Origin of the sequence: Thiobacter sp. AK1 (assembly GCF_039822265.1) — a bacterium.
In the GTDB taxonomy this organism is placed as follows: Bacteria; Pseudomonadota; Gammaproteobacteria; order Burkholderiales; family Thiobacteraceae; genus Thiobacter; species Thiobacter aerophilum.
Genome location: NZ_JBAJEX010000001.1, coordinates 283,564 through 309,392, shown reverse-complemented (window position 1 = coordinate 309,392; position 25,829 = coordinate 283,564). Strand labels below are relative to the sequence as shown.

Sequence of the window (25,829 nt, the reverse complement as noted above, 5' to 3'; positions counted from 1 at the left end):
ATGTTTTTCGTCTTCCAAGCGGCGGGTTTCATGCTGCCAGATTTTGCTTATGCTGAGTGCTGATCCAGTGCTGCAAGAACTGAATCGGCTGCGGTGGTCACGGTAGCTTGGACAGCCACCAGGGAGGAATAAGCTAAGGCTGGTGCCGGAGAGAGAGGGTTTTGACGTTCCCGGATTTGCAGGATTGTAACTTGCGCGCTGTGGCGCTGGCGGTCAGCCGCCGACCTGTGGGCAAGCGTTGTCCATGGCTTGTCCATGGGGGTCCGCGGCTTCGCGGTCAGGCGGGTGCTGCCGGCTGCCCACAAATCCACAGTGCATTGGCTTTCCATGTCACGCCGCCATTGGCAGGGTTTGCGCCAGGGCGCTGAAGTAGGCTTCGTCGGGTGTCTGCCAGTCCAGCGACGGGTAAGTCCTCGGCGGTTATACCACTCGCAGCACTGGGCGAGACTACGCTGCTGCTCGATGCGGTGTCGCAGGGGCGCAGATAGACCCATTCGTGCGACGGTCCACCACAGCCGTTCGACGAAGATGTTGTCGTGACATCGCCCGCGTCCATCCTGGCTTATCTGGATCGAATGCGCCTTGAGCACGTCGGTGCATTCGGCGCTGGTGAATGGGCTGCCCTGGCCGGTGTTGAATATCTCCGGGGCGCCGTAACGCGCCAGCGTCGCCCGCAACGCCGCTGTGCAGAAGTCGCTCGTCAGGGTGTTCGACAAGCGCCAACTCGGCACTTTCCGCATCGACCAGTCCATGATCGCGCACAGGTACAGGAAACCGTGCCGCATGCGGATGGTTCTCGGTGAAGCGTTCGTCCAGCCGTTTGAGGCGATCGAGTTCTTCCTGACATTCCGGCTTGGGCCGGTAATCGACGCTGCTGCGCGAGACGCCGAGCAGCTTGGCTTGCCGGGCCACGGACAGCTCGCTGTCCGGGGTGATCATCGCGCGCCTCTCACGAGGCGGGCAATGGCGGGCTGTCCGGCCAAGAAATCCCGTTCGACCTGCAACGGGCCAATCTTGCGCTACAGGTTGTCGATCACCGCCTGCGGGTCGGCGGCTTTCTTGTTGCCCCGCTCGAAAAGGTTCTTGGCGTTCTTTACCCGTTCCTGTTTCCAGGTGCTGATCATCGTCGGATGCACCCCGTATTCCGAGGCCAGCTCCGCCAGGGTCTTGTCCCCCGCCCGTGCCGCCATCGCGACTTGCGCCTTGAATTCCCCACTGTGCTGCTTGCGCTTTGCTCCCATGCTTCACGTTCCTTTCAACCGGACCGCTTTGGCTTATCCGACTGTCCAAAAAAACGGGACCGGCGCACTAGACGATTCTCCACCATCCGCACCGTGATTGTCCTCATCGTCGGCAAGCTCGACTTCACTCGCTTCAACCCGCATGCCGCTTAACCCACTCGAAATTCAAAACAGCCGCTTTTTTTCCGGCCCCTTCTTACAGAAGCTGCCGCCAGTCCAGGCCGGTATCCTGGTCGGCGATCGCGATCCAGTCCTGCTCGCATGCCAGCACTTGGGCGAGCGCCTGCCGCGCAAGCCCTGGCCGGTTGTTGGTGCGTGATAGATGAGCGGCGATGATGTGCTTGAGCCGCCGCGTGTCCAGTTTGGCGAGGAGTGCCGCAGCGGCGGCATTGCTCAGGTGCCCGTAGTCGCCCGCCACCCGCCGCTTGAGGGTTGGGGGATACGGCCCCGCGGCGAGCAGCTCCACGTCGTGGTTGCATTCCAGAACCAAGGCATCGACGCGATCGAGCATGGTTTCGATGTGACGCGTGCTGCGACCCAGGTCGGTGAGCACACCGAGGCGATACGCGCCGTCGCTGAAGACGAATTGGGTAGGCTCGCGCGCATCGTGGGGCACCGGGAAAGGCTGGATCCACAGATCGCCTACGGCGAAGGGGTGATGCGTGTCGAACAGATGAAACTGCTCTGGCATCTGTCCTATTGCTGCCAGCTGCAGATGGGTGCCGTGGCTGAGCCACACCGGCAAGCCGAATTTCGCCGCGAGCCGGGGCACGCCACCGACGTGATCGCCGTGCTCGTGGCTGACTAGGATAGCGCTGAGATCACTGGGCGAACGTCCTAGCCGCGCCAGCCGCGCCGTGGTTTCCCTGAGGTTGAAGCCGCAGTCGAGGAGCAGGCGCGTCTTGCCTGACTCGACCAGCAAGGCGTTGCCCTCGCTGCCGCTGCCGAGGCAGGCGAAGCGCATTACTTCAGCTGCTCATAGAGAAGGTTGAGGATCTTGCTGGCGGTCTCCGACTTGTCCGGCGCGCCTTGCTTGTCCTCGATGGCCACCCGCGTGGCCTCGTTGACCTCGGTCACGCGCACCCGGAACTCTTCCGGTTTTTGCTGCTTGTCGCGACTGCGCCAGAAGGCGAGTTTGGAGAACCAGCCGTCGTCTTTCTTCTTGGTGTCTTCCGCCTCTGGATCCAGGTAGCGCACGTAGTAGAGACCCTGGGAGCGATCTCGGTCCACCACGGTGAAGCCGACGCGGTCGAGGGCCAGTCCCACCCGCCGCCACGCGCGGTCGAAGGCATCGTCCAGCACCAGGCTGGCGCTGCCGTCCGGGCGGCGGTCGAGCCGGGCGCGGTCCACGTCCTTGCTGGTGGCGAGCAGCGTCTTGCTGCGACTTTCCTCCACACCGAAGCGCACCATCAGGCGGCGCAGCATTTCCGCCTCCAGCTCAGGATCGGGCGGGCGGGGCTGCCAGATGGTGCGCTGGCCGCCATCGCCGCCTTCCAAGACCTCGTACATGCCGCGATGGCTGATATAGACCTCGGTGGTGCCCGGCTCCTTGCCTGGCTCCAGACGGGTGCGGAACTTGTCCCGCTCGGCGGTGGAATACAGGCTATCCAGCACCTTGCCCAGGATGTTGCGGATGAAATCCTGCGGGATCTTGGCCCGGTTCTCCGCCCAGTCGGTTTCCATGATGCCGGCTTCCGGTTGCTCGGTCTTGATGATGAAGCCCAGCTCCTGCCAGAAATCGCGCACGACGGGCCAGACCTGCTCCGGCGGGGCTTTCACCACGAGCCAGCGCTGGTTGCCTGCGCGTTCCACGCGAACGTTGGCCAGGTCCGGTAAAAGATTGCCCGCCGTGGCGTTGGCGGTGGTTGGGCGTGCCTGGCGTTCTTGTTGGTAGGCCGAGAGCGTGGCGCTGCCCCGTGGCGTGACATCGGGCACCACGTAGCGATCATCCGGCGTGGTGGCGGTGAGGTCGGGCGGCACGTCCAGGGGCGGGATCTTGCCCGCCGACTTGTAGTCGATCTTCTTAGTCTCCAGCGACATGGAACAGCCGCCGATGGAGAGGGTGGCGATCAAAAGCAGCGCCATCCCCGATTTGATACCTCGTTTCATGCTCCGTCCTTCCTAGAGGGGCGCTTAAAGGGCTGCGTCATCAGCCCAGCACGCCAGCGGCGCGCATCGCGGCGCGTAGGGCGTCGTGGTGAGTCGGGGACAGGGGGGTGAGGGGCAGGCGGATGCCGGGCCGGATCAGCCCCATCTGCGCCACGCACCATTTCACCGGGATGGGGTTGGCCTCCACGAACAGCTTGTCGTGCAGGGGGAACAGGCGGGCATTGATGGCGCGCGCTTCCTCAAGCCGCCCTGCCAACGCCGCCGCGCACATCTCGTGCATCAGGCGGGGCGCCACGTTGGCCGTTACCGAGATCACGCCATGGCCACCCAGTAGCATGAGGGCAAGCCCAGAGGCGTCGTCACCGCTGTAGATGGCGAAGCCCTCCGGGGCGCGCAGCAGGAGATCCGTGCCCCGCTGCAGGTTGCCGGTGGCATCCTTGATGCCGACGATGTTGGGGATTTGCGCAAGGCGCAGCGCGGTGTCGTTGGCGATGTCGGAGGCGGTACGGCCTGGCACGTTGTAGAGGATCTGGGGCATGTCCACCGCCTCGGCCACTGCTTTGTAGTGCTGGTAGAGCCCTTCCTGTCCCGGCTTGTTGTAGTAGGGCGCCACCAGCAGGCAGGCATCGGCGCCGGCCTGCTTCGCTGCTTGGGTGAGCTCAATGGCCTCACGCGTGGAATTGGCGCCGGTGCCGGCGATGACCGGAATGCGGCCGGCGGCGATTTTCACCGCTTCCTCGATCAGGCGGCGGTGTTCGTCGAAATCGACAGTGGGCGATTCCCCGGTGGTGCCCACTACTACCAGGCCGTCGGTCTGCTGGGCGATGTGGAATTCAATGAGGGCGCGGTAGGCTTCCCAGTCGAGGCTGCCGTCCTCATGCATGGGGGTGACCAGCGCCACCAGACTGCCTTTGATCATGTCGGCTTCTTTGGCAAAAAGCTCATTCTACCCCACGCCGGAGCGCCGCGGAAACCGGCTGCTGTTTGCAAACGCCCCTGGCGGAGGCAAAGAAAAACGGCCACTTTGCCCCGTTTCCCGGGGACGTCGTGGCCGTTTCGGCGCAGGGCTCAACCCATGTACGTGTACATGCGGTCCAAGAAGGCGTCGATGTCCACGTCGTTGAGATCGGCCGGCATCGGCGTTTCCGCCTGAGAGATCTCGTAATGGTCCCGTTCCCGCTTTATCACTTCTGCCATCACGGGGTCCCAGCCGGAGGAGAGGGCGGCGTCGTAGTCGTCCGCGAATGTCTCGTCGTCCGGACCGATCCATTCCTCGATGGTGCCGGAGCCCATGTCTTTCACGATCAGCATGATGCACCTCCTTGGGCGGCGAATCATTGCCGCCTGCATTCACTATAGCGTCCCCGCTTGCAAAAGCTTGAGGGGTGGGTAAGCTCTTTTTGATCCTGAAAGATGGCTTCATGAGCGAATCCGCCAAATTTCGCAACCTGCGCAAGGGGCGTGGCGCGGCGAGCAATCCCGATGGCCGCTTCGAGTCTTTGCGCCGCGAGCGCGAGGACGACGGCTGGGGCAGCGTCTCGGAAGAGACGGTGCTCGCCACCGTGGTGGGTGTGGACCGCGCGCGCCGGGTGATCACCTACAACGACTCGCCCGACATCCCCTTCGACCGCTCCATCAATCCCTATCGCGGCTGCGAGCACGGCTGCATCTACTGTTTTGCCCGGCCGTCTCACGGCTATCTCGGCTTGTCGGCGGGCCAGGACTTCGAAAGTCGCTTGTTCTACAAGCCCGATGCACCCGAGCGCCTGCGCGAGGAGTTGGCTCATCCGCGCTACAGGTGCCAGCCCATTGCGCTAGGCATCAATACCGACGGCTGGCAGCCGGCAGAACGACGGCTCGCTCTGACACGGCGCCTGCTGGAAGTGCTGGCAGCGTGCCGTCACCCGGTATCCATCGTCACCAAGTCCGCGCTGATTGAGCGCGATCTGGATCTGCTCACCGATCTGGCACGGGACGATCTGGTGCATGTGTTCGTCTCCCTCACCACCCTGGACCGCGAATTGGCCCGCTGCATGGAGCCACGCGCGGCCCAGCCGGAAAGGCGGCTTGCTGTGATCGAGACTCTGGCTCGGGCAGGGGTACCGGTGGGGGTGATGGTGGCGCCGGTGATACCCGTCCTCACCGATCCGGAGCTGGAAAGCATTCTGCAACGGGCGCGGGCAGCCGGGGCGCAGGAAGCGGGTTACGCGGTGCTCCGCCTGCCGCACGAGGTGAAGAATCTGTTCCGGGAATGGCTGGCCAGCCACCGGCCGCTCGCGGCCCAGCACGTGATGAGTCGGGTGCGGGAGCTAAACGGCGGCAAGGATTATGAGGCCGCATTCGGCGTACGCCTGGTGGGCAGTGGCCCCTACGCCCGATTCTTACGCGACCGCTTTCGACTAGCCTACCGGCGGCTTGGCTTCCCTGGGTTGCCAGTGCTCGCTACGGATCGTTTCCGGCCGCCAGCGACCTCCGGCCAGATGAGCCTTTTCTGAAGTTGCACGGTCCCCCGCTGTTCAGTACTCGAAGAACTCGAGCACGCCGTCCAGCCCCACGTAGTTGATGGCGTAACTGGTTTTTTCCCGCACCACTGGCTTGGCGTGATAGGCCACGCTGATGCCCGCCTCGGCCAACATTTTGAGATCGTTGGCGCCATCGCCAATGGCCAGGACTTGCTCGCGCCCAAGCTCCAGTTCCGTCCGAACACGGTTGAGCCAGTCGGCCTTGCCCTGGGCATCGATAATCTTGCCTAGCACCTTGCCGGTGAGCTTGCCGTCGACGATCTCGACCGTGTTCGCTACGGCGTAATCCAGCCCCAGACGGGTCTTAAGACGCTGCGTGAAAAAGGTAAAACCGCCCGATACCAGCAGGGTCTTGATGCCGTGCGCCTTGAGGACGGCAAGCAGGCGCTCTGCCCCAGGCGACAGTTTTAGCCGCTCGTCATAGACGCGCTGCAAAGCAATCTCCTCGAGGCCGGCAAGCAAAGCCACGCGGCGGGTTAGGCTCTCGGCGAATTCCATCTCGCCGCGCATGGCGCTGGCGGTGATGGCAGCGACCTGAGGCTTGATGCCCAGCATATCGGCGATTTCGTCGATGCACTCGATGGTGATCAGGGTGGAATCCATGTCCATCACCACCAGGCCCAGCTGATCAAGCCTCTGGCCTTCCGGGACGTAGCCATAGTCGAGCTGGGCGCCTTCGCATAGGCGGGGCACATCGGGGTGGGGTGTAGAGTGGACGAGCCGGAACACGTTCGGCCGCACCTGCTCGATGCCGTTGGCCTGGGTGAGTCTGGCCAATGTCTTGAGATCGGGCGTCTTGACGTCGAGACCCTGGATGACAAGGTTCATCGCTTCCTTCCAAAAGTGGAAACAAAGGACAGGGAGGACACAGCGGGCGTCATGCCTTTAGTTCCCGGAAAATCGTCTGCACGGCCTTGACCCGAGTTTCGGCATCGCGTGTGGCCAGTGTGACCTTGAGTTTGTCCTGGCCGGCAAGTTTGTAGTTTTTCCGGGTCTGGATCAACTCGATGATGCGGCCCGCGTCGATGGGCGGGCTGGGGACGAATTGCAGGGTGATGACCTCGCCATTGGCATCGATGCGTGCCACACCCACCTCCTTGGCCAGGATGCGCAGACGGTGGGTGTCGAGCAGGGTTTTCGCCGGGGCGGGCGGCAGACCGAAGCGGTCCACCAGTTCTTCGTGCATGGCATCGAGCTGGTCGAGGGTTTCGCAGTGGGCGAGGCGTTTGTAGAGCACCAGTCGCTCGTGCACGTCGCCACAGTAGTCAGCAGGCAAAAGGGCCGGCGCATGCAAATTGATTTCGGTGGTGACGTTTAACGGTGCATCGAGCGCCGGCTCCTTGCCCGCCTTGAGGGCCTTGACCGCCTGCTCCAGCATCTGGGCGTAGAGGGTGAAGCCGATTTCTTGCATCTCGCCGCTCTGGGATTCTCCCAACAGCTCCCCCGCGCCGCGGATTTCCAGGTCGTGCATGGCGAGGTTAAAGCCCACGCCCAGGTCTTCCATCATCTGGATCGCCTCCAGCCGCTTCTTTGCCGACCCGGTGAGCGTGCCTTCCGGAGTGAGCAGGTAGGCGTAGGCCTGGTGGTGGGAACGCCCCACCCGGCCGCGTAGCTGGTGCAGTTGCGCCAGCCCGAATTTGTCGGCGCGGTTGATGATGATGGTATTGGCGGTGGGAATGTCGATGCCGGTCTCGATGATGGTCGTGCACAGAAGCACGTTGAAGCGCTGGTGATAGAAATCGCGCATCACGTGTTCCAGCTCACGTTCACGCATCTGGCCGTGAGCGACCTGGATGCGCGCCTCGGGCACGATGCGCGCCAGGCGCTCGTGCATGTTGTGCATGGTCTCCACCTCGTTGTGGAGGAAATAGACCTGTCCACCACGCTTGAGCTCGCGCAGCACCGCTTCCCGGATCAGGCCGTCGCTAAAGGGATGGACGAAAGTCTTGATGGCAAGTCTGCGCTGCGGCGCGGTGGCGATCACGGAAAAGTCACGCAGGCCTTCCAGGGCCATGGACAAGGTGCGGGGAATGGGGGTGGCCGTCAGGGTGAGCACGTCCACTTCAGCACGCAGCGCCTTTAAGCGTTCTTTCTGGCGCACGCCGAAGCGATGCTCTTCGTCGATGATGACCAGCCCCAGGTTCTTGAATGCGACGTCCTGCTGCAGCAGGCGGTGGGTGCCAATCAGTATGTCGATGGCACCTTCTCGCACGCCCTTTAGCACCTCCGCTTGCTCCTTGCCGGTGCGGAAGCGGGAAATTTCCGCCACTTTAACCGGCCAGTCTGCAAAACGGTCGGAGAAGGTTTGGTAGTGCTGCTCGGCGAGCAGCGTGGTGGGCACCAGCACCGCCACCTGCTTGCCGTCTGCCACGGCGACGAAGGCGGCGCGCAGCGCCACCTCGGTCTTGCCGAAACCCACGTCGCCGCAGACCAGGCGGTCCATGGGTTTGCCCGAGGTCATATCCTCGATCACGGCGCGGATGGCCGCCGCCTGATCCGGCGTTTCCTCGAATTCGAAGGCGGCGGCGAACGCCTCGTAGTCCTGAGGCTTGAGCCGAAAGGCGTGACCGGCCCGGGCCGCGCGCCGCGCGTACAGCTCGAGGAGTTCCGTCGCAGTATCACGTACCGCGCGCGCCGCCTTGCGGCGAGCCTTCTCCCACTGGCCGCTGCCCAGCCGGTGCAGGGGCGCGGTCTCGGGCGGGCCGCCACTGTAGCGGCTGATCAGATGCAGATTGGCCACCGGCACGTAGAGCTTATCGCCTCCGGCGTATTGCAATAGCAGGAACTCCGTGTCGCCCTCGCCCAGATCCAAGGTGACCAGGCCGTGATAGCGGCCCACGCCGTGGGCCTCGTGCACCACGGGATCGCCGACGCGTACCTCCGAGAGATCCCGCAGCCAGTGCTCCGAACCGGGTTTCTTCCCTTCGCGCAGGCGCGACTGACGCACCTGCAAGGCATACAGCTCAGATTCGCCGATGACGGCGATGCCTGCCGCCGGCAGCATGAAGCCCTGGCTCACCGGCAGCGTGGCGAGCATGAACGGGGCCGTCTGCGCCAAGAAGGCCTGGAAGCCCTCCACCGGCGCCGGCTTAAGGCCATGGTCGTGCAACATCTGGGCGATGGTCTCGCGGCGGCCCGCGCTTTCCGCCGCAAGCAGCACCCGCCCCGGGAACTCGGCCAGGAAAGTCTCGAGCCGGGCCAAGGGCCGCTCCGCGCGCCGGTCCACGTGTACGGGCGGTAGCGGCGCCGTGGCACAGGCCACGGTGCGAGCCGGCAGCGGTGTTGCAGGGGGGAGAATTTCCAGGCGTGGATGGGTCTTAAGGGCAGCGAAGAGCTGATCGACGGTGAGGAACAACGCCTCGGGAGGCAAAAGCGGGCGTTCGACATCGCCACGCAGCAGCGCATAACGGGAACGGGTATCCCGCCAGAACTGCTCGCCGGCTTCTTTTACCCCGTGGTGCAGGCAAATCAGCGCATCGTGCGGCAGATAATCGGGAAAGGTAGCCGTCTCCTGGAAAAAAAGCGGCAGGTAGTACTCGATGCCGGGCGGTGCAAGCCCGTTGCTCACATCCTTGTATAGGCGGCTGCGCGACGGGTCGCCTTCGAAGCGCTCACGGAAGGCTTGGCGGAAGCGTGCGATGCCGGTCTCGTTGAGGGGAAATTCCCGCGCGGGCAGCAGCCGCACCTCCGGCACGGGATAAATGGAGCGCTGGGTGTCCACATCGAAGGTGCGGATGGTCTCGATTTCCTCGTCGAACAGATCGATGCGGTAGGGCACCGGACTGCCCATCGGAAACAAGTCGATGACGCCGCCGCGCACGCAGAATTCGCCGGGGGCCTGCACCTGGTTGACATGAACGTAGGCCGCCAAGGTGAGTTGGCGGCGCAGGGCATCGAGGTCTAGCGGGGCGCCCTGTTTCAGGAAAAAGGTGTGGGCGGCTAGGAAATCCTTGGGTGGGAGGCGGTAGAGGGCGGTGGAGACAGGCACGATGGCCACGTCGAAGGCGCAGCGATCCAGCTGGTATAGGGTGGCCAGCCGTTCCGAGACCAGATCCTGGTGGGGCGAGAACTGGTCGTAGGGCAGCGTTTCCCAGTCCGGAAACAGGTGGACGGACAGGCTGGGATCGAAGCAGGGAATCTCATCGCGCAGCCGCTGGGCGCTGAATGCCGTTGCCGTGATCACCACCAGCCGTTGGCCAGTCGCGGCCAGTTGCGCCAGGGCGAGCGCATCCGACGAGCCGGTGAGGTTCGTGTAGCGCTGGCTTTCGCCGGGACGGGGGAGGGGAGCGGAGAACAGCATGGGCAAGACAAAACTGCGAATTATAAGGGAGTGCGGCGACGGGCCGGCGGGCTGCGAAAACTTCTTCTCAAGTGGCGGCGATGGTGGCCGATACAAGAGTTACCTGCTCGGGACGGAGTGGGGCTCTCCTTGGGAGGCGGACGGGTTCCGCCTCTTTTTTCGTGGGCGGCCTGCCTGACTGCGATGACCCCTGTGCTATGGTGACAGCGAGGAGGACTGCCATGTTTCGCAACCGTCTCGAAGCCGCCGATCGCCTCGCGCGGCGTCTTATCGCCTACAAGGGACAGAATCCGCTGGTGCTGGCCATTCCCCGTGGCGCGGTGCCCATGGCCAAGCATATCGCCGACGTGTTGCAAGGCCAGGTGGATGTGGTCCTGGTGCGCAAGCTGGGTGCACCGGGTAACCCGGAATTCGCCATCGGCGCGGTGGACGAAACGGGTTGGACCTACATCGCAGACTATGCGGCCGCAGCGGGTGCCACTCCGGACTACATCGAGCGGGAAAAGGCACGTCAGATGGCTATCATGCGCCAGCGGCGGGCGCAGTACACGCCGGTGCGCCCGCCAATCGATCCCGCTGGGCGCATCGTGATCGTGGTGGACGACGGATTGGCTACCGGGGCCACCATGATTTCCGCGCTGCATGCGCTGCGCGCCAAGGGGCCGGCGAAACTGATCTGTGCGGTACCGGTCGCGCCGCCGGAGACGGTGGAGAGGGTGCGCGGCTACTGCGACGAGGTGGTATGCCTCGAGACCCCATACGACTTCTATGCCGTCGGCCAGTTCTATGCCGAATTTCCTCAGGTGGAGGACGAGGAGGTCATGCGCGTCCTGCGCGAGGCCTCGGCGCGCCCCTGAGCCAGACTGTCCGTCACCGCGCACAGGGGGCGTGACGCGGCTGCCCTCACCCACCTTGCCGTCTGGCTGGGAGCGTCCCTCTACTTCTACAGCGCGTGGGGGTTGCCCAATTGCAGCAGTAGATGACGCAGGAACCAGTCGGTGGCTAGCCGCGCCACTTCTTCCAGGGTGCCTGGCTCCTCGAACAGGTGGCTTGCGCCCGGGACGATGCGCAGTTCCTTCTCGCAGGTCATCACTTCGAAGGCGGCGCGGTTAAGTTCGATCACCACGTCATCCAGACTGCCGACGATCAGCAGAGTGGGAGCCACCACCTGGCGCAGGGCAACACCGCCGGCGAGATCGGGGCGCCCGCCGCGCGAGACGACGGCCGCGACGGCCTTGCCCATCTTCGCCGCGGCCTGCAGCGCCGCGGCGGCGCCGGTACTGGCGCCGAAATAGCCGATGGGCAGGCCCTTGGCCTCGGGCTGCTGCGCGAGCCATTGGGTGGCGACGGTCAGCCGCCGGGTGAGCAGGGGAATGTCGAAGCGGGTCTTGTAGTCGCCGTCTTCTTCGGCCGTGAGCAGGTCCATGAGCAGGGTGCCGATGCCGGCCTCGCGCAGGACGCCCGCGACGTAGTTGTTGCGTGGCGAGTGGCGGCTGGAACCGCTGCCGTGGGCGAACAGAACGATGCCCCGGGGTTGGTCGGGGATTTCCAGCATGCCCTCGATGAGGGCCGGCCCATCCGGAATGTGCACGAGTCGTTGCAGCATGCCTTCATATATAGACGACCCGCAGGGCAAAGGACAGACGAACGCGCCGGTCCGTCTCAGGCGATGTGCATGGCCACCGGAATGCGGCGCGGGCCGAACTGCCGGCCAAGCTCGAAGTGCTGGAAATGGCCGGCGATGCGCGTGCCGCAGTGACGGCAGTGGCCGGAATCGTCGAGCTGGTAATCCTTGATGGCATACCAGTCGCGCTGAATCACCGGCGCATGGCAGTTGGGGCAGAAGGTGGTGTCGCCCTCCACGTTGTGCACGTTGCCCGTATAGACGTAGTGCAGGCCCTGCTTCATGGCGATCTCGCGCGCCCGCACCAGCGTGGAGACCGGGGTTGGCGGTACGTCCATCATCTTGTAGTCGGGATGGAAGGCGGAGAAGTGCAGGGGCACGTCTGGCCCCAGCTCCCGGGCGACCCACTGGGAAAGCGCCGTGATTTCCTCGTCGGAATCGTTCTTGCCTGGAATCAGCAGCGTGGTGATTTCCAGCCAGACATTGGTTTCCTTTTTCAAGTAAAGCAGGGTGTCCAGCACCGGCTGCAGATGGCCGCCGGTAAGCTTGAAATAGAACTCTTCGGTGAAGGCTTTGAGGTCCACGTTGGCGGCATCCATCTTGGCGAAGAATTCCCGCCGCGGCTCCGCATGGATGTAACCTGCGGTGACTGCCACCGTCTTGATGCCCAGCTTGTGGCACTCGTCAGCCGTGTCCATGGCGTATTCGGCGAAGATCACCGGGTCGTTGTAAGTGAAGGCGACACTCTTGCAGCCGTGGCGCTGCGCCGCCTTGGCGATCTCCGCCGGCGCGGCCTGGTCCATGAGGCGGTCCATCTCGCGCGACTTGCTGATGTCCCAGTTCTGGCAGAACTTGCAGGCGAGATTGCAGCCGGCGGTGCCAAAAGAAAACACGCTGGTGCCCGGATAGAAATGGGCGAGCGGCTTCTTCTCGATGGGGTCGATGCAAAAGCCCGAGGAGCGGCCATAAGTGGTGAGGATCATCTGGCCGCCTTCCATCTTGCGCACGAAGCAGGCGCCGCGCTGGCCTTCGTGCAGCTTGCAGTCGCGGGGACACAGGTCGCACTGGATGCGGCCATCCGGCAGCCTGTGCCACCAGCGGCCGGGGTGATGGGATTCCGGAACATGGCTCATGGCGTGACGATCTCCTGTTCGGGTTCCTTCCATTTGCGCACGCTATAGCGCGCAAGCTTGAGCTGCGGCGCCCAGAAGTCCCAAGGCAGACCGGCCTTCATTTTCAGGTGCGCCAGAAAGCGGTCGGGGTCCGGCAGCTGTTCCCACACCTGGGGCAGAAAGGTGCTGCGATAGGGGCCGTATTCCAGAATCACGCCATCCACGTGGGGCCGCAGCTTTTCCCACGCGTCCTGCTCGGATGCCACCGGCAGGGGCTCGGGTGGCGAAAGCAGGGACACCTCGACCCGGATGTCCGGCCATTCCCGGCTGGTGAGCGGCGGGAAACGCGGGTCGCGCAAGGCGGCGGCCAGCGCATTGCTGGCCACGTCCACGCGCAGGGGACGATGGGCTTCGAGGCTGCCGATGCAGCCGCGCAGCGCGCCATTGCGGGTCAGTGTGACGAAGCTTGCGCCGGGTTCATCGAGCCAAGGCTGGTCATAGTCCGGCAGGACATAATGGCGGCCCAGGGCCTCGGCGATGCTTGCGCGCGCGATCGACAGGAGGATCTGGCCGCGATCTTGCTGCTCGTCAGTGGACACCGGACTGATCCTCCACGAAGGCGAAGGCGGCGTAGCCCACCACATGGTCATGATCGCCGGCGGTATCGCCGGAATTGCGTAGATCGAGCAGCTCCGGCTTGAGGTCGTGACGGCGCGCCGCGAGCAGCAGCCCGTTGACCGGGGTGCCACCACAGGCCTGCTCATGGCTCACGGGGCGCAGGTCGAGGATCAGTTGCGCCGTGTCGCCATCGATGCGCCGCGCCAGATCGTAAGGGAGGTAATGGGACAGATCCGAGCTGATGACGATCAGGGTCTCCGGGCCGCCCAAGACACGTTCTAGCACCTCGGCCACTTCTTCCGGCGTGGCATCCCCCACCACCAACGGCACCAGGGTAAACTCGTCGAGCACCTTCTGCAGGAAGGGCAACTGCACTTCCAGCGAGTGTTCCCAGGCATGGGCGGGGGCACTTTCCACCACCTGGGGCAGGCTGCGCAGGCGCGCAATGGCGTCCTGATCTAGGGGCACAGCGCCCAAGGGGGTTTCGAAGGCGTCCACGCCGGGTAGGGCCAGGCCCCGTACCGGCACCCGGTGGGCGGGCCCGAGCAGCACCACGCGGCGAATGTGGTCGCGTCCGGCGGCGATGCGCTGGTAGGCGCTGGCGGCGATGGGACCGGAATAGATGTAACCGGCGTGGGGTACAATCACGGCCTTGGGCACGGGCCCGGTGGTCTTGCGCGCCCGACGCAGCAGATTGTCCAGATCGTAGTCGAGCTTGCCGGCATGCTCCGGGTAAAAGGTGCCGGCGACGGCGGGGTGGCGGACGGCGTGCGCCATGGTCCTCTCCTCTTGCTGATGCTGGCCCGGGGAATGGGGCCGCGAAGGCGCTTTTCAACCCGGATCGCCCTGCGGCGCGCGATAGCCGCATCGCGCGTCCTAATGATGCGCAAAGGACCTGGCTCACTCACCCAAGTGGGCTCATCGAAGTGCGGGCCGGGTGAGTGGCTATACGCATCCTCATCAATATAGACCTCTACCGCCAGAAAATTCCATGTCCCACTGCTTCGCCCTGATTCCCGCCGCGGGCAACGGCAGCCGTTTCGGTGCCGCACTGCCCAAGCAATATCTCACCGTAGCGGGCCGGCCGCTCATCTGGTATGCGGTGCGGACCCTCGCGATGCATCCCCGCATTCGGCGCGTGTATGTGGTGCTCTCTGTGCAAGATAGGCTTTTCGATACCTGGGACTGGCAGACGGAATTTCCCGGGCTTGCCGTGCTGCGCTGCGGCGGCGCCACGCGCGCGATGAGCGTCTTAAATGGGCTCAGAGCGATGGCAGGCGAGGTCGCGGCCGAGGATTGGGTGCTGGTACATGACGCGGCACGTCCCTGTCTGAGCCGCCATCATCTGGACAGTCTAATCGCTGGCGTCGAGCACGATTCCGTGGGTGGCATCCTAGCCATTCCGGTAGCTGATACGCTCAAGCGGTCAGACGCGCAAGGCCGCATCGCCGCCACCGCACCGCGGGAAGGCCTCTGGCAGGCCCAGACACCGCAGATGTTTCGCCACGCCCTGCTTTTGCGCGCCCTGGAGACTGCTGTTAGCCGTGAGCCCACCGACGAGGCTGGGGCGGTAGAAGCACTGGGCCTCAAACCCAAGCTGGTGGAGGGCGACGCCAGCAATCTCAAGGTCACGTGGCCCCGGGACCTGCGCCTGGCAGAACTGATCCTCAGTGACAGGGGGACCTACCTATGATGCGTATTGGACAAGGCTTCGACGTGCATGCCCTGGTGGAAGGGCGCAAGCTGATCCTCGGTGGGGTGGAGATTCCTTTTCCGCTCGGGCTGGAAGGCCACTCGGATGCCGACGTGCTGCTCCACGCCATTTGCGATGCGCTTTTGGGCGCGGCGGCAATGGGAGACATTGGCCGCCATTTTCCCGATAGCGACCCCCAGTATCGGGGCATCGACAGCCGGCGGCTGTTGCGCCAGGTGCGCGCGGTGCTCAAGGAGCAGGGCTGGCGGGTGGGCAACGTGGATGCCACCGTGGTGGCCCAGGCACCGCGGCTTACGCCCTACGTTCCGGAGATGGTGCGCCACATCGCGAGCGACCTGGAAGTGGCCGAGGACTGCGTCAACGTCAAGGCCACCACCACCGAGAAGCTGGGGTTCACGGGTAGGGGCCAAGGCATCGCCGCCCAAGCCGTCTGCCTCATCATGCGCGACGCCTGACCGGGCGCGGAGAATGCGCCTATTCTTTGCCCTTTGGCCGCAGGAGGAAGTGCGCACCGCGCTAAAGACGGCCGGCTGGCGTGTGGCGAAGGCTTGTGGCGGCAAGCCCACGCGGGCTGAGAATCTGCATCTCACCTTGGTGTTCCTGGGCGAGGTGGAGCCGGCGCGGCTTCCGGAAGTGCGCGCCGCCGCCGATGCGGTGAGCGCGCGGGCGTTCGAGCTCGACTTGCGCGAGCTGGGGTACTGGCCACGCCAGCGCATTGCCTGGCTTGCGCCCACCGAGCCGCCACGAGGCTTGTTCGATCTGGTCTCGGCCCTTGCCAGCGGCCTGGGGGCGCGGGGCTTCGCGCTCGATGATCGACCCTACCTGCCCCATGTCACCCTGCTGCGCCAGGCGCGCTGCCGCGGCGACCTGCCCAAGGTTGATGACATCGTCTGGCCTGTCCGGGAGTTCGTCCTGGTTTCCTCGCGGCTGGGCAACGAAGGGGCGTCCTACGCCCAGCTCGCCGCCTGGTCCTTGCCCGGCTGAGGGCAAACAAAAAATGGGGGCGGGTGCCGGCCCAGAATAATCTGGGTTCAAATGACAATCTGCTCTTTCAGTCGTTCCACGAGTTCTTTTTCGGAGGCCTTGGTGTAGTCCTTCTCGATGGTGTCCGTCACGAGCTCCGCAGTCTGGGCGTGCAGGCGCTGCTTGAGCATGCCCATGAAGGGGGTGGATGCCACCAGCACCAAGCGGTTGAACTTGCCCGCCGCCCGTTCGTGATCCAAGAGCTTGGCGATTTCCAGCGCGAATTCCTCGGCCTCGTGGGTTTTGGGATCGGTGGCGGGCTGACGTGACCCATGGCCGTTGCCCACGCTCTGCATGTAGCCGGGGCGATCGGTGACCAGGTCGGCACGTTTCATGCGGCTTTGCGGGTGGGTGAGCTCGGTCACGGGATGCAGACCTTTGTTGCGTTCGTAGATGCGGGCGATGCTTGCGTTGGCGACGACGACCCAGGTCATACTCATGCTGTGCTCCTTCATCAAAGTTTCACTATAGGGTACAGGGGCATTAAACCCCATTCAACCCAGATTCTCCCCTGGACCGGCCCGTGCCTGCGTTGCGAACGGTCGGCATGCGAACATCGCCGAAATCGAAAGCCGCGGGCCTTGGCTGCGCCTGATCGTTCATTTTGCGTGCAACTTCTCGGCCAGGTCCGGCATGAGCTCGTTGGCTAGGAGGTCGTAGGCGGCCTGTGAAGTGTCGCGAAGTTCAAGCAGGGGACCGGATTCCAGCTGGGGATAGTGACGGGCCATGGAGCGTGTGTAACTGGGGTCGTAATGCTTTTCCAGCAGATCACGCACGAGTTCGTCCCAGCGGCCGGCGGTCGCGAGGTCACGCCAGAGCTGGATACGCTCGGCGCCGTGCAGGGCGGTGAGGGCATCGAGCCGCGACAGGAGGGTGGCCGGCTGCTCCAAGAAGTGCCGGTATTCCTCCTTGAGCAAGGCCACGCGCTGCTGCGCGTCCACGTGCAGGCGAATACATAGGCCGGTGGTCCACATGCGCTGGATCAAGGCTTCCGGCACCCGCAGGTTGCCGATCTTCTTGCTTTCGCCCTCGACGAACACCGGCCGGGCCGGATCGAAGTGGCCAAGTGCGTGCCACACTTGGCTTTCGAACCATTTCTGGCTGGGTTGCGGGGCGTCGGGCAGGCTGCCTAGCACCGAGCCGCGATGGGCGGCGAGCGCCTCCAGGTCCAGCACCTGGGCGCCGCGCCGGGCGAGGGCGGCAAGTAGCCGGCTTTTGCCGGAACCGGTTGGGCCGCAGACGATGTGGAAGTGGAAACGGGCGGGCAGCGTGGCCAGCTCCTCGATCACCCGGCGTCGATACGCCTTGTAGCCGCCTTCCAGGCGCGAGACCTTCCAGCCGATCTCACTCAGGATGTGGGACAAGGCGCCACTGCGTTTGCCGCCGCGCCAGCAATACACCAGGGGACGCCAATCGCGCGGGCGATCCATGAGATGGTGCTCGATGTGGTGGGCGATGTTGCGTGAGATGAGTGCCGCCCCCACCTTGCGCGCTTCGAAGGGCGAGACCTGCTTGTAGAGGGTCCCCACGCGTGCCCGCTCTTCGTCATAGAGCACCGGCAGGTTCACCGCGCCCGGAATGTGATCTTCGCGGAATTCCGTGGGGGTGCGCACGTCGATGATCTCGTCAAAGCCGGTGAGCTGTGCTACGGTAACGACGCCCGTCATGGCTCGCTTCTGCTTTTCTTCGCACGAAAGAGTGTCATTCTAACCCGAGGGATGGCCCAGCACGATGATCAAGCCCACGGGCTAGCCAGTCTTCGTACACCTATGACCGAGATCAAACTGACCCACTACTCCCACGGCGGTGGGTGTGGCTGCAAAATCGCCCCCGCCCTGCTTTCCGAAATCCTCGGCCAGGTCTCTTTGACCCATGCCTTTCCCGATCTTCTGGTGGGCACCGAGACCAGCGACGATGCCGCGGTCTACCGGCTCAACGCTGAGCAGGCCATCGTGGCCACCACCGACTTCTTCATGCCCATCGTCGATGACCCCTACGATTTCGGACGCATCGCCGCCACCAATGCCCTCTCCGACGTATATGCCATGGGCGGGCGTCCCATCCTTGCCCTGGCGGTGGTGGGCATGCCGGTGGACAAGCTGCCGGTGGAGGTGATCCGCCGCATTCTGGAAGGGGGCAGTAGCGTCTGCTCGGCGGCGGGCATCCCCATCGCCGGCGGCCATTCCATTGACGCGCCCGAGCCCATCTACGGCCTGGTGGCCCTGGGCGTGGTGCATCCGCAGCGGGTCAAGCGCAACGACCAAGCGCAGCCGGGCGACCGGCTGATTCTGGGTAAGGGCCTCGGCGTCGGCATCATGAGCGCGGCCCTCAAGAAAGGACGGCTCGACGCGGCAGGCTACCGGCAAATGGTGGCCAGCACCACCCAGCTCAACACGCCCGGCGCGGCGCTGGCGGAAATGCCGGGGGTGCACGCCCTCACCGACGTCACCGGCTTCGGCCTGCTGGGGCATTTGCTGGAGATTTGCCGCGGCTCCCGCCTGGGCGCAGAACTGGAATGGAATCGGCTGCCCATCTTGCCAGGCGTTGAAGCCCTGGCGCAGGCAGGCTTCGCGCCGGGTGCGGCGGACCGCAATTGGGCGAGCTATGGTCAGGCGGTGCGCCTGCCGGCGGACTGGCCCGAGTGGCGGCGCAAGCTTTTGTGCGATCCCCAGACCAGCGGCGGCCTGCTCGTGGCCTGCGCGCCGGAGGCGGTGGACGAGGTGATGGCGTTGTTTGCCCGGGAGGGCTTCGGCTACGCGGCCGAGATCGGCGCGCTCATGGCGGGTGAGGTGTCGGTGCGCGTGGTCTAGAGCCGTTGAAGCCGCGAAGGTGCGCAGCCTTCCGCTGCCAGGTCAGGCCATCGGACGCAAGACCGCCGGGGCTTCGGGTTGACGCCGTTCTCCGCGGCGGCGCTCCAACCCCGGTGGGCGTAGGTTCGGAGGGTTGCGACGGCGCTCACCCAGCCGCCGCTCCACCGGCAGATACTCGACTTCGTACAGGGGCAGGAGAGGACTTTCCATCAGGCGTGCTCCAGGATCACCGTCGTTTTCCATGCTATCGCGCACATGGCGACAAAACCGTTACTGTGCCGTCACTTAACCCCTTTGTAATTTCCGCCGTGAAACGGGCCTGAATTAGAATGAAGCCATACTTTTGGCAGGGGGAAACGCCATGAGGTTCCTGATCATCGAAGACGACAATTCCGCTGCGGATTTCCTGCGCCAGGGTTTGAGTAATTTTGGGTACGAGGCGGACGTGGCCCACGACGGCGAGGAAGGTCTTGCCATGGCCCGTAAGACCGATTACGACCTGTGGCTGATCGACGTGATGCTGCCCAAGCGGGACGGCTTGTCGGTGCTGAAATCCCTGCGCCACGAGGGCAAGCAGGTGCCTGCGCTGATCCTCTCGGCGCGTGGTCAGGTGGACGATCGGGTGGAAGGTTTGCGTGCCGGTGGCGATGATTACGTGGTCAAACCCTATGCCCTGAACGAGCTGCAGGCACGCATCGAGGCGCTGCTTAGGCGGGCGAAGAATTACGGCAAGCACCCGGAGACTGAGCTCACCGTGGGCGATCTGCACATGGATCTGCTGGCTCGCACGGTCAGCCGCGCAGGCCAGGAGATCTACCTCAAGCCGCGTGAATTCCGTCTGCTGGAGTATTTGATGCGTCACGCAGGGCAGGTCGTGACGCGCACCATGTTACTGGAGAACGTCTGGGAGTATTACTTCGATCCCCAGACCAACGTGGTGGATGTTCACATCAGCCGACTGCGCTACAAGATCGACAAGTACTTTCCTAAGCCGATGCTGTACACCGTGCGCGGCACGGGCTATGTGCTGCGCGCGGCCGAAGATGCGCCCCAGCAAGGCGGGGAATGACCGCCAGTGCCACTGGCTTCGTTCCTGCGATTTTTCCGTTCCACACCCGCGCGGCTCACGCTTGGCTTCGTCTCTTTGTTCCTGGTGGGGACGCTGCTTGTCTTCGCCTATTTGAGCTTCCAGATCAAGGCGGCCTTGATCGCCCAGATCGACAAGGCCTTGCTGGATCAACAAAGCCTGCTCACGGTGCAATACCGGGACAGTGGCGTGGCAGGCCTGTTCCGCGCCATCGAAAGCGAGCTTTTGTCCAAGGGTAAGCGCGAACGCAACTACCGCATCCTGGACCGCAACGGTCGCGTGGTGTTCGAGGCGGGTGAGCTCACCCTCCCCGAGGTCAAACCCTTCAAGGGCGTACAGGACATGAAGATCCCGCCAGTGGGCGGTGAGCCCGGTGGACATGCACGCGCGGTGAGTTTCACGCTGGGCGAGCGCTACAGGGTGTATCTCGCCCACAGCACCCAGTCCATCGACCGCACCATGCAGGGTTTTTGGATGGCCTTGATCCAAGCCCTGGTGTTGATCCTCGTGGTGGGCGTGGGACTCGGCTACTGGCTTGGCCGGCGCTTCTGGTCCCAGATCGAAGCCTTCAACGAGATGGCCATGAAGATCGTGCACTCCGCCAATCTTTCCAGCCGCTTGCCGGTGCGCGGGGACGACGAGTTTGCTGCCCTAGCGAGCAACATGAATGCCATGCTGGATCGCATCGAAAAATTATTCCAGGGCATCCGTCAGGTGAGCGACAACATTGCCCATGACCTGAGAAGTCCGCTCACCCGCCTGCGCGCGGACGTGGAGGTCGCATTGCAGCAGGAGGACCCGGTCAAATACCGGGAGACCTTGGAACGCGCCCTGGAGGAGCTGCAGGAGATGCAGGAGATCTTCCAGTCCCTGCTCTCCCTCGGTCAGGCCGAGGCGGGCAGCCTGCAGATTCGCAAGAAACCGCTGAATCTCTCCGCGCTGCTGGAGGACATGGCGGAACTCTACGCTCCCCTCATGGAAGAGAAGGAACAGACCCTCACTACCCGCATCCCCGAGGGCGTGACCATCAGTGGCGACCGCCAGCTCCTGGCCCAGGTGTTTTCCAACCTGTTCGACAATGCCATCAAGTACGTGCCCGCCGGTGGCATGATCGAACTGGCCTTGGCACGGCGCGGTGAGCGCGTGGAAATCGTGTTGGCCGACAGTGGTCCCGGCATTGTCCCCGAGATGCGCAGCAAGGTGTTCGATCGCTTCGTGCGTCTCGACCCCAGCCGCACCCTGCCGGGAACGGGCCTGGGCCTGTCCCTGGTGAAGGCCTTCGTGGAATTGCATGGCGGCTCGGTGAGCGTGTCCGATAGCCGGCTGGGCGGTGCGGCCTTCACCATTTTGCTGCCAGTCACCTAATGCGCCGCGTCTATAGCGCCGCAGACCTCGCCGACGCACACATCCTGCTTGGCTTGCTTATCCAGCGGGGCATTGCCGCGCGGGTGCTGCAACAACATGCCCGGGGTGGGCTAGGGGAGCTCCCCTTTGCCGAGACCGCGCCCGAGGTATGGATCGAAGACGATGCCGATTTCGAACGGGCGCGGGCCGTGGTGCGCGCCTACGAGACCGCGCACAACGAGGCAGCGAGCCGGCGCTGTCCCGCCTGTGGCGAGGCATCCCCCGCGTCCTTCGATGTCTGCTGGAATTGCGGTGGCAGGCTCTGAAGTTCAACCCAGATCTTTCCTTGTCGAGATTCACAAAAGCAGGCGACACGCTGTGCCTTTACCGTCATTCCCATGAATACGGCAACGGCGGTCCGCAGGCAGCACGACTTTCGCCACCCTCGGTAATCGATGATCGGGGTTCAACGCAGGAGGGGCTCGAGAACGGGCCACACCGTGTCGAGGATGTGGGGTTGGGCCTCGGCAGTGGGGTGCAGGCCATCGGCCTGGAACCAATCTTGCCGGGTGGCCAGCCCTTCCAGCAGGAAGGGCACGAAGGCCAGCTGGTGCTGGCGCGCAAGGCTCCCGTACAGGGCGTGGAAGCGTTGGGTATAGGCCGGACCGTAGTTGGGCGGCAGCTTCATGCCGACAAGCAGCAGCCGCGCACCGCTGGCCTTCGCGGCGCGGATCATGGCCTCTAGATTGCCCCGCGTCTGCTCGAGATCCAGGCCGCGCAAGCCATCGTTGGCGCCCAGGGCCAGGATCACCACCTGCGGCCGGTAGTGCGCCAAAAGACTTGGCAGCCGTGTGCGTCCGCCGGCCGTGGTCTCGCCGCTGATGCTTGCGTTCACCACCTGATAGGGAAACTTTCTTGCCTTAAGACGACTCTGCAACAGGGCGACCCAGCCCGCCTCCTGCGGCAGGCCATAGGCGGCTGATAGGCTGTCTCCCAGCACGAGGATACGCGGCGCGACCGCGGCGTGGGCGAGATTGCTCGCAACCACTAACGCGGCGAGAATCGCCAAGCACCAATGCCACGGAAGAAGAAATCGCATGACGCCCCTCATTCGCGCAACCAACCTTGGCAAAGACGTCCCTGTGGCAAGCGGACGGCTTACGATCCTCGCCGATGTGTCGCTGGAAGTCAAAGCCGGCGAATCCCTGGCCATTTTGGGCGCTTCTGGCTCTGGCAAGTCCACCTTGCTGGGGTTGCTCGCGGGACTGGACGCGCCCAGCCGCGGCCAGGTGCACTGGAATGGTCAGGATCTCTTTGCGCTCGACGAAGACGCGCGCGCGGCCTTGCGCGGCCGACTGGCGGGCTTCGTGTTCCAGTCTTTTCACCTGCTGCCTGCACTCACCGCGTTGGAGAACGTCATGCTGCCCTTGGAGCTGGCGGGGGTGCGCGCGGCTCGCAAACGCGCCGAGACGATCCTGGAGCGCGTCGGCCTCGGCGAGCGCCTGGTGCACTATCCCCGCCAGCTTTCGGGGGGCGAGCAGCAGCGGGTGGCCATCGCCCGGGCCTTCGTCATGGAACCAGCCATCCTATTTGCAGACGAGCCCACGGGCAATCTGGATAGCGCCACCGGAACGCGGGTGATCGAGCTGTTGTTCGATCTCAACCGGGAGCGCGACACGACTCTGGTGCTGGTCACCCATGATCCTGCCCTGGCGCATCGGTGCGCGCGTCGGTTGGTACTGGATGGTGGGCGTCTTCTGGGGCAGACATGACCCTCGCCTTGCGCCTGTTTTTGCGCGAGTGGCGCGCGGGGGAGCTTACCGTATTCGTCCTCGCGCTGTTGGTGGCGGTGGCGGCCGTGACCACTGTGAGCTTTTTCACAGACCGCGTCAATCAGGCGCTCGACCGTCAGGCGAGCGAGTTGCTCGCCGCGGATCTTGTGCTCGCGAGCGACCATCCCATCGAGGCGCACCGGGAGGCTCAGGCCCGGGCCTTGGGATTGGCGGTGGCGCATAGCGCAGTGTTTCCCAGTATGGTGGTGGCGGCGGGCCATGCCCACCTGGCCGAGATCAAGGCAGTAAGCGAAGGCTACCCCCTGCGGGGCCGTCTCCGGATCACCGCGGCGACCGGCAAAGGGATGGACGTGGCCCACGGTCCCGCGCCGGGAACGGTCTGGGCGGATGCGCGGCTAATGGGGGCGCTCAACCTTGTGCCCGGAAATGTCATCGAGGTGGGGCGCAAGGCGTTGACCCTGGTGGCTGTGCTTGAGCGTGAGCCGGATCGGGCAGGGGATTTTTTCAACATCGCGCCGCGGCTGATGATGAATGAGGGCGATTTGCCGGCGACGGGACTGATCACCGTGGGTAGCCGCATTCGTTACCGACTCTTGGTGGCGGGCCAGCCACGGGCAGTGGCGGCTTATCGGCGCGCGATCGAGCCTAAGCTTGCCCGTGGCGAGCGCCTGGAAGGGGTGAGCGATGCGCGCCCGGAGATTCGTTCCGCGCTTGAGCGCTCGCGCAGCTATCTGGGGCTCGCCGCGCTAGTGGCAGCGGTGCTTTCCAGTGTGGCGCTGGCGCTGGCGGCCCGGCGCTTTGTGATCCGCCATCTGGATGCCTGCGCCATCATGCGTTGCCTCGGGGCTGCTCAGCGCCGCATCTTTGGCCTGTATTTCGTGCAGCTGCTAGTCCTCGGTGCCGTGGGAGGCTTGGTGGGCAGCCTAATGGGAATGGCCGCGCAGGAGGTTCTGGCGCGCCTGCTCGCGGGGCAGCTTGGGCTCTTGCTGCCCTTGCCAGGCCCGATGCCTCTCATCGAGGGGATGCTGTTGGGCGCCGTGCTACTGACCGCCTTTGGCGTCGTGCCCTTGGCGCGGCTGGCGCGCGTCCCCACGTTGCGCGTGCTGCGCCGAGAACTCGCTCCGCCTACCGGGCTGGGGCGAGCAGGGCAGGCCCTGGCCGTCGCCGTGCTCGCAGCGCTTTTTCTGTGGAAGGCCGGCGAGCCCAGACTTGCGCTCTACGTCGCTACGGGGTTGGGCGCGGTGTTGGGCGTCGCCTGGCTCGCCGCCTCGGCACTGCTTGCCCTCGTGGCCCGGTTGCGCTCGCGCGCCCATGGCGTGCTTTTCTACGGTCTGGCCGCCGTCACGCGGCGGGGCGAGTCGAGCCGTCTTGTGATCCTTGCCTTTGCCGTCGGGCTCATGGCGTTGTTGTTGGTTACCCTGGTGCGCGGCGATCTGTTGGCGAGCTGGCAACGCACACTGCCGGCGAATGCGCCCAATCGCTTTCTCATCAACGTGCAGCCGGACCAGGTGTCGAGCCTTGCTCATTTCATGAACCAGCAGGGACTTGCGCCGCCAACTTTCTATCCCACGGTGCGGGGGCGGCTGATTGCCATCAACGATCGCCCCGTTCGCGCACGCGATTACGCAGACGAACGCAGCCAGCGACTGGTGGAGCGGGAGTTCAACCTTTCCTGGGCGAGCACTTTGCGCAGTGACAATCGGGTCGTGGCAGGGCGCTTCTGGCAGGCACAGACCGGTCTGTCCCAGTGGTCGGTGGAAGAAGGCATCGCCAAAACGCTGGGTATCCGCCTGGGTGATCGGCTCCGTTTCGACGTAGCTGGAACCGTAGTGGAGGCACCGGTCACCAACCTGCGCCACGTGGACTGGGACTCCATGCGCGTCAATTTCTTCGTCATCGGCACCCCAGGGCTGCTCGCTGGCCAGCCAGCCAGCTATATCACCAGTTTTCATCTGCCGCGGGGGCGGGAGGCGGTGCTAGATGCCCTGGTGCGCGCCTTTCCCAACGTCAGCGTGATCGACGTGGCTGCCATCCTGGAGGAAGTACGCGGCATCATGGATCGCGTGGCGCAGACGCTCGAATTCGTGTTCCTGTTCACGCTGCTGGCAGGGCTCATGGTGCTTTATGCTGCGCTCGTCGCCACGCGCGATGAACGCATGTACGAAGCGGCGCTGATGCGTGCGCTGGGGGCGCGTCGAGGTCAGCTCCTCTTGGCGCAGTGGCTCGAATTCGCCCTCATCGGCGCGCTCGCCGGCCTGGTGGGTGCTGCTGGCGCGGCCTTCGTGGCCTGGGCGCTGGCAGAGCGGGTGCTCGATCTGCCCTATACGATGAACCCGATGCTCTGGCTGATCGGGGTGGCCGCTGGTTGTGTGGGCGTGGCTTTCGCCGGTGTTTTCGCCACACGTCGGGTGCTGGGCACACCGCCGCTTACGATACTGCGCGGCTGAAGGCGCGGCCGGCAAGCCCTCTGCGCGGGGGAGCGACGGGTGAGCGCCCTACCCTGTATGGACAAAAAAAGGGCCGCTTGCGCGG

Annotated in this window: 27 protein-coding genes; 11 read left to right on the top strand and 16 right to left on the bottom strand. The window is 64.5% G+C overall.

The window, feature by feature from the left end; all coding sequences use genetic code 11:
- Nucleotides 1-47: 47 nt before the first annotated feature.
- From V6E02_RS12960 to V6E02_RS01570, 6 genes are all read right to left on the bottom strand, one after another.
- A complete protein-coding gene (locus tag V6E02_RS12960; protein ID WP_430626756.1) occupies nucleotides 48-740 on the bottom strand; it encodes a hypothetical protein in 693 nt (230 codons plus the stop codon).
- A 279-nt stretch (nucleotides 741-1,019) separates the two neighbouring features.
- Complete coding sequence (locus V6E02_RS01590; RefSeq protein ID WP_347306487.1) at nucleotides 1,020-1,241, bottom strand: transposase; 222 nt, start codon at nucleotides 1,239-1,241, stop codon at nucleotides 1,020-1,022.
- A gap of 196 nt (nucleotides 1,242-1,437) precedes the next feature.
- Entirely contained in the window at nucleotides 1,438-2,205 is a 768-nt protein-coding gene (locus V6E02_RS01585; RefSeq protein WP_347306485.1) for an MBL fold metallo-hydrolase, read from the bottom strand.
- A complete protein-coding gene (bamC, locus tag V6E02_RS01580) occupies nucleotides 2,205-3,350 on the bottom strand; it encodes an NlpB/DapX family lipoprotein (protein WP_347306483.1) in 1,146 nt (381 codons plus the stop codon). Before bamC ends, V6E02_RS01585 begins: the two co-directional genes overlap by 1 nt.
- Nucleotides 3,351-3,390: 40 nt before the next feature.
- Entirely contained in the window at nucleotides 3,391-4,269 is an 879-nt protein-coding gene (gene dapA, locus V6E02_RS01575; RefSeq protein WP_347306481.1) for a 4-hydroxy-tetrahydrodipicolinate synthase, read from the bottom strand.
- Between the two features lie 149 nt (nucleotides 4,270-4,418).
- A complete protein-coding gene (locus tag V6E02_RS01570; protein ID WP_347306479.1) occupies nucleotides 4,419-4,661 on the bottom strand; it encodes a hypothetical protein in 243 nt (80 codons plus the stop codon).
- A gap of 110 nt (nucleotides 4,662-4,771) precedes the next feature.
- On the opposite strand from V6E02_RS01570, the gene V6E02_RS01565 reads away from it, so the two are divergent.
- Nucleotides 4,772-5,845, top strand: coding sequence for a PA0069 family radical SAM protein (locus V6E02_RS01565; RefSeq protein WP_347306477.1), 1,074 nt, complete (start codon nucleotides 4,772-4,774; stop codon nucleotides 5,843-5,845).
- Between the two features lie 21 nt (nucleotides 5,846-5,866).
- Here V6E02_RS01565 and serB read toward each other — a convergent pair whose 3' ends face one another.
- Together serB and mfd are read right to left on the bottom strand one after the other, a co-directional pair.
- A complete protein-coding gene (gene serB / locus V6E02_RS01560) occupies nucleotides 5,867-6,700 on the bottom strand; it encodes a phosphoserine phosphatase SerB (RefSeq protein ID WP_347306475.1) in 834 nt (277 codons plus the stop codon).
- Between the two features lie 49 nt (nucleotides 6,701-6,749).
- Nucleotides 6,750-10,172: a transcription-repair coupling factor gene (gene mfd, locus V6E02_RS01555; RefSeq protein WP_347306473.1), complete on the bottom strand. Its 3,423-nt coding sequence runs from the start codon at nucleotides 10,170-10,172 to the stop codon at nucleotides 6,750-6,752.
- A 221-nt stretch (nucleotides 10,173-10,393) separates the two neighbouring features.
- Here mfd and V6E02_RS01550 point away from each other — a divergent pair, with 221 nt between their 5' ends.
- Nucleotides 10,394-11,029 carry a phosphoribosyltransferase gene (locus V6E02_RS01550; RefSeq protein WP_347306471.1) on the top strand — a complete coding sequence of 212 codons (636 nt, stop codon included), beginning with the start codon at nucleotides 10,394-10,396 and terminating at the stop codon, nucleotides 11,027-11,029.
- Between the two features lie 86 nt (nucleotides 11,030-11,115).
- On the opposite strand, the gene V6E02_RS01545 is transcribed toward V6E02_RS01550, so the two are convergent.
- The 4 genes from V6E02_RS01545 to amrB are packed head-to-tail and all read right to left on the bottom strand — an operon-like array spanning nucleotide 11,116 to nucleotide 14,303.
- Nucleotides 11,116-11,778 (bottom strand): dienelactone hydrolase family protein, encoded by a 663-nt coding sequence (locus V6E02_RS01545; RefSeq protein ID WP_347306469.1) that lies wholly within the window; start codon nucleotides 11,776-11,778, stop codon nucleotides 11,116-11,118.
- A 56-nt stretch (nucleotides 11,779-11,834) separates the two neighbouring features.
- A complete protein-coding gene (gene amrS / locus V6E02_RS01540; RefSeq protein ID WP_347306467.1) occupies nucleotides 11,835-12,929 on the bottom strand; it encodes an AmmeMemoRadiSam system radical SAM enzyme in 1,095 nt (364 codons plus the stop codon).
- Nucleotides 12,926-13,507, bottom strand: coding sequence for an AmmeMemoRadiSam system protein A (gene amrA / locus V6E02_RS01535; RefSeq protein ID WP_347306465.1), 582 nt, complete (start codon nucleotides 13,505-13,507; stop codon nucleotides 12,926-12,928). The genes amrS and amrA overlap by 4 nt, the downstream gene beginning before the upstream one ends.
- A complete protein-coding gene (gene amrB / locus V6E02_RS01530) occupies nucleotides 13,497-14,303 on the bottom strand; it encodes an AmmeMemoRadiSam system protein B (RefSeq protein ID WP_347306463.1) in 807 nt (268 codons plus the stop codon). Before amrB ends, amrA begins: the two co-directional genes overlap by 11 nt.
- Nucleotides 14,304-14,517: 214 nt before the next feature.
- Here amrB and ispD point away from each other — a divergent pair, with 214 nt between their 5' ends.
- Genes ispD through thpR form a run of 3 tightly spaced genes read left to right on the top strand, consistent with a single transcriptional unit; the run spans nucleotide 14,518 to nucleotide 16,224 of the window.
- Nucleotides 14,518-15,219, top strand: a complete 702-nt coding sequence (gene ispD, locus V6E02_RS01525; protein ID WP_347306461.1) for a 2-C-methyl-D-erythritol 4-phosphate cytidylyltransferase — start codon at nucleotides 14,518-14,520, stop codon at nucleotides 15,217-15,219.
- Complete coding sequence (ispF, locus tag V6E02_RS01520; RefSeq protein ID WP_347306459.1) at nucleotides 15,216-15,695, top strand: 2-C-methyl-D-erythritol 2,4-cyclodiphosphate synthase; 480 nt, start codon at nucleotides 15,216-15,218, stop codon at nucleotides 15,693-15,695. Before ispD ends, ispF begins: the two co-directional genes overlap by 4 nt.
- A gap of 13 nt (nucleotides 15,696-15,708) precedes the next feature.
- Nucleotides 15,709-16,224, top strand: coding sequence for an RNA 2',3'-cyclic phosphodiesterase (gene thpR / locus V6E02_RS01515; protein ID WP_347306457.1), 516 nt, complete (start codon nucleotides 15,709-15,711; stop codon nucleotides 16,222-16,224).
- Nucleotides 16,225-16,271: 47 nt separating this feature from the next.
- Here thpR and V6E02_RS01510 read toward each other — a convergent pair whose 3' ends face one another.
- Both V6E02_RS01510 and mnmH read right to left on the bottom strand, forming a co-directional pair.
- Nucleotides 16,272-16,703 (bottom strand): host attachment protein, encoded by a 432-nt coding sequence (locus tag V6E02_RS01510; protein WP_347306455.1) that lies wholly within the window; start codon nucleotides 16,701-16,703, stop codon nucleotides 16,272-16,274.
- 159 nt (nucleotides 16,704-16,862) lie between these two features.
- The gene (mnmH, locus tag V6E02_RS01505; RefSeq protein WP_347306453.1) at nucleotides 16,863-17,930 is read right to left on the bottom strand and encodes a tRNA 2-selenouridine(34) synthase MnmH; all 1,068 of its coding nucleotides are present in this window, start codon (nucleotides 17,928-17,930) and stop codon (nucleotides 16,863-16,865) included.
- 102 nt (nucleotides 17,931-18,032) lie between these two features.
- Between mnmH and selD the strand changes: the two genes are divergently transcribed.
- Complete coding sequence (selD, locus tag V6E02_RS01500) at nucleotides 18,033-19,073, top strand: selenide, water dikinase SelD (protein ID WP_347306451.1); 1,041 nt, start codon at nucleotides 18,033-18,035, stop codon at nucleotides 19,071-19,073.
- Between the two features lie 42 nt (nucleotides 19,074-19,115).
- On the opposite strand, the gene V6E02_RS01495 is transcribed toward selD, so the two are convergent.
- Nucleotides 19,116-19,283 (bottom strand): hypothetical protein, encoded by a 168-nt coding sequence (locus tag V6E02_RS01495; protein WP_347306449.1) that lies wholly within the window; start codon nucleotides 19,281-19,283, stop codon nucleotides 19,116-19,118.
- A gap of 151 nt (nucleotides 19,284-19,434) precedes the next feature.
- On the opposite strand from V6E02_RS01495, the gene V6E02_RS01490 reads away from it, so the two are divergent.
- From V6E02_RS01490 to V6E02_RS01480, 3 genes are read left to right on the top strand one after another with little or no spacing between them, the layout of a single operon-like run.
- On the top strand, nucleotides 19,435-20,142 hold the full coding sequence (locus V6E02_RS01490) for a response regulator transcription factor (protein ID WP_347306447.1): 708 nt from the start codon (nucleotides 19,435-19,437) through the stop codon (nucleotides 20,140-20,142).
- A gap of 6 nt (nucleotides 20,143-20,148) precedes the next feature.
- A complete protein-coding gene (locus V6E02_RS01485) occupies nucleotides 20,149-21,525 on the top strand; it encodes a sensor histidine kinase (protein ID WP_347306446.1) in 1,377 nt (458 codons plus the stop codon).
- Entirely contained in the window at nucleotides 21,525-21,830 is a 306-nt protein-coding gene (locus tag V6E02_RS01480) for a putative signal transducing protein (protein WP_347306444.1), read from the top strand. The genes V6E02_RS01485 and V6E02_RS01480 overlap by 1 nt, the downstream gene beginning before the upstream one ends.
- Nucleotides 21,831-21,970: 140 nt before the next feature.
- Here V6E02_RS01480 and V6E02_RS01475 read toward each other — a convergent pair whose 3' ends face one another.
- Nucleotides 21,971-22,603: an arylesterase gene (locus tag V6E02_RS01475; protein WP_347306442.1), complete on the bottom strand. Its 633-nt coding sequence runs from the start codon at nucleotides 22,601-22,603 to the stop codon at nucleotides 21,971-21,973.
- Between V6E02_RS01475 and V6E02_RS01470 the strand changes: the two genes are divergently transcribed.
- Nucleotides 22,602-23,276, top strand: a complete 675-nt coding sequence (locus V6E02_RS01470) for an ABC transporter ATP-binding protein (RefSeq protein ID WP_347306440.1) — start codon at nucleotides 22,602-22,604, stop codon at nucleotides 23,274-23,276. The genes V6E02_RS01475 and V6E02_RS01470 overlap by 2 nt on opposite strands.
- Complete coding sequence (locus tag V6E02_RS01465; RefSeq protein WP_347306438.1) at nucleotides 23,273-25,744, top strand: ABC transporter permease; 2,472 nt, start codon at nucleotides 23,273-23,275, stop codon at nucleotides 25,742-25,744. The genes V6E02_RS01470 and V6E02_RS01465 overlap by 4 nt, the downstream gene beginning before the upstream one ends.
- The last annotated feature ends 85 nt before the right edge of the window (nucleotides 25,745-25,829 follow it).

What these genes read in the sequence shown, in the direction of transcription:
- V6E02_RS12960 (WP_430626756.1), bottom strand. Translation starts at nt 740, where the DNA reads ATGCGGAAAGTGCCGAGTTGGCGCTTGTCGAACACCCTGACGAGCGAC.
- V6E02_RS01590 (WP_347306487.1), bottom strand. Translation starts at nt 1,241, where the DNA reads ATGGGAGCAAAGCGCAAGCAGCACAGTGGGGAATTCAAGGCGCAAGTC.
- V6E02_RS01585 (WP_347306485.1), bottom strand. Translation starts at nt 2,205, where the DNA reads ATGCGCTTCGCCTGCCTCGGCAGCGGCAGCGAGGGCAACGCCTTGCTG.
- bamC (WP_347306483.1), bottom strand. Translation starts at nt 3,350, where the DNA reads ATGAAACGAGGTATCAAATCGGGGATGGCGCTGCTTTTGATCGCCACC.
- dapA (WP_347306481.1), bottom strand. Translation starts at nt 4,269, where the DNA reads ATGATCAAAGGCAGTCTGGTGGCGCTGGTCACCCCCATGCATGAGGAC.
- V6E02_RS01570 (WP_347306479.1), bottom strand. Translation starts at nt 4,661, where the DNA reads ATGCTGATCGTGAAAGACATGGGCTCCGGCACCATCGAGGAATGGATC.
- V6E02_RS01565 (WP_347306477.1), top strand. Translation starts at nt 4,772, where the DNA reads ATGAGCGAATCCGCCAAATTTCGCAACCTGCGCAAGGGGCGTGGCGCG.
- serB (WP_347306475.1), bottom strand. Translation starts at nt 6,700, where the DNA reads ATGAACCTTGTCATCCAGGGTCTCGACGTCAAGACGCCCGATCTCAAG.
- mfd (WP_347306473.1), bottom strand. Translation starts at nt 10,172, where the DNA reads ATGCTGTTCTCCGCTCCCCTCCCCCGTCCCGGCGAAAGCCAGCGCTAC.
- V6E02_RS01550 (WP_347306471.1), top strand. Translation starts at nt 10,394, where the DNA reads ATGTTTCGCAACCGTCTCGAAGCCGCCGATCGCCTCGCGCGGCGTCTT.
- V6E02_RS01545 (WP_347306469.1), bottom strand. Translation starts at nt 11,778, where the DNA reads ATGCTGCAACGACTCGTGCACATTCCGGATGGGCCGGCCCTCATCGAG.
- amrS (WP_347306467.1), bottom strand. Translation starts at nt 12,929, where the DNA reads ATGAGCCATGTTCCGGAATCCCATCACCCCGGCCGCTGGTGGCACAGG.
- amrB (WP_347306463.1), bottom strand. Translation starts at nt 14,303, where the DNA reads ATGGCGCACGCCGTCCGCCACCCCGCCGTCGCCGGCACCTTTTACCCG.
- ispD (WP_347306461.1), top strand. Translation starts at nt 14,518, where the DNA reads ATGTCCCACTGCTTCGCCCTGATTCCCGCCGCGGGCAACGGCAGCCGT.
- ispF (WP_347306459.1), top strand. Translation starts at nt 15,216, where the DNA reads ATGATGCGTATTGGACAAGGCTTCGACGTGCATGCCCTGGTGGAAGGG.
- thpR (WP_347306457.1), top strand. Translation starts at nt 15,709, where the DNA reads ATGCGCCTATTCTTTGCCCTTTGGCCGCAGGAGGAAGTGCGCACCGCG.
- V6E02_RS01510 (WP_347306455.1), bottom strand. Translation starts at nt 16,703, where the DNA reads ATGAGTATGACCTGGGTCGTCGTCGCCAACGCAAGCATCGCCCGCATC.
- mnmH (WP_347306453.1), bottom strand. Translation starts at nt 17,930, where the DNA reads ATGACGGGCGTCGTTACCGTAGCACAGCTCACCGGCTTTGACGAGATC.
- selD (WP_347306451.1), top strand. Translation starts at nt 18,033, where the DNA reads ATGACCGAGATCAAACTGACCCACTACTCCCACGGCGGTGGGTGTGGC.
- V6E02_RS01495 (WP_347306449.1), bottom strand. Translation starts at nt 19,283, where the DNA reads ATGGAAAGTCCTCTCCTGCCCCTGTACGAAGTCGAGTATCTGCCGGTG.
- V6E02_RS01490 (WP_347306447.1), top strand. Translation starts at nt 19,435, where the DNA reads ATGAGGTTCCTGATCATCGAAGACGACAATTCCGCTGCGGATTTCCTG.
- V6E02_RS01480 (WP_347306444.1), top strand. Translation starts at nt 21,525, where the DNA reads ATGCGCCGCGTCTATAGCGCCGCAGACCTCGCCGACGCACACATCCTG.
- V6E02_RS01470 (WP_347306440.1), top strand. Translation starts at nt 22,602, where the DNA reads ATGACGCCCCTCATTCGCGCAACCAACCTTGGCAAAGACGTCCCTGTG.
- V6E02_RS01475 (WP_347306442.1), bottom strand. Translation starts at nt 22,603, where the DNA reads ATGCGATTTCTTCTTCCGTGGCATTGGTGCTTGGCGATTCTCGCCGCG.
- V6E02_RS01465 (WP_347306438.1), top strand. Translation starts at nt 23,273, where the DNA reads ATGACCCTCGCCTTGCGCCTGTTTTTGCGCGAGTGGCGCGCGGGGGAG.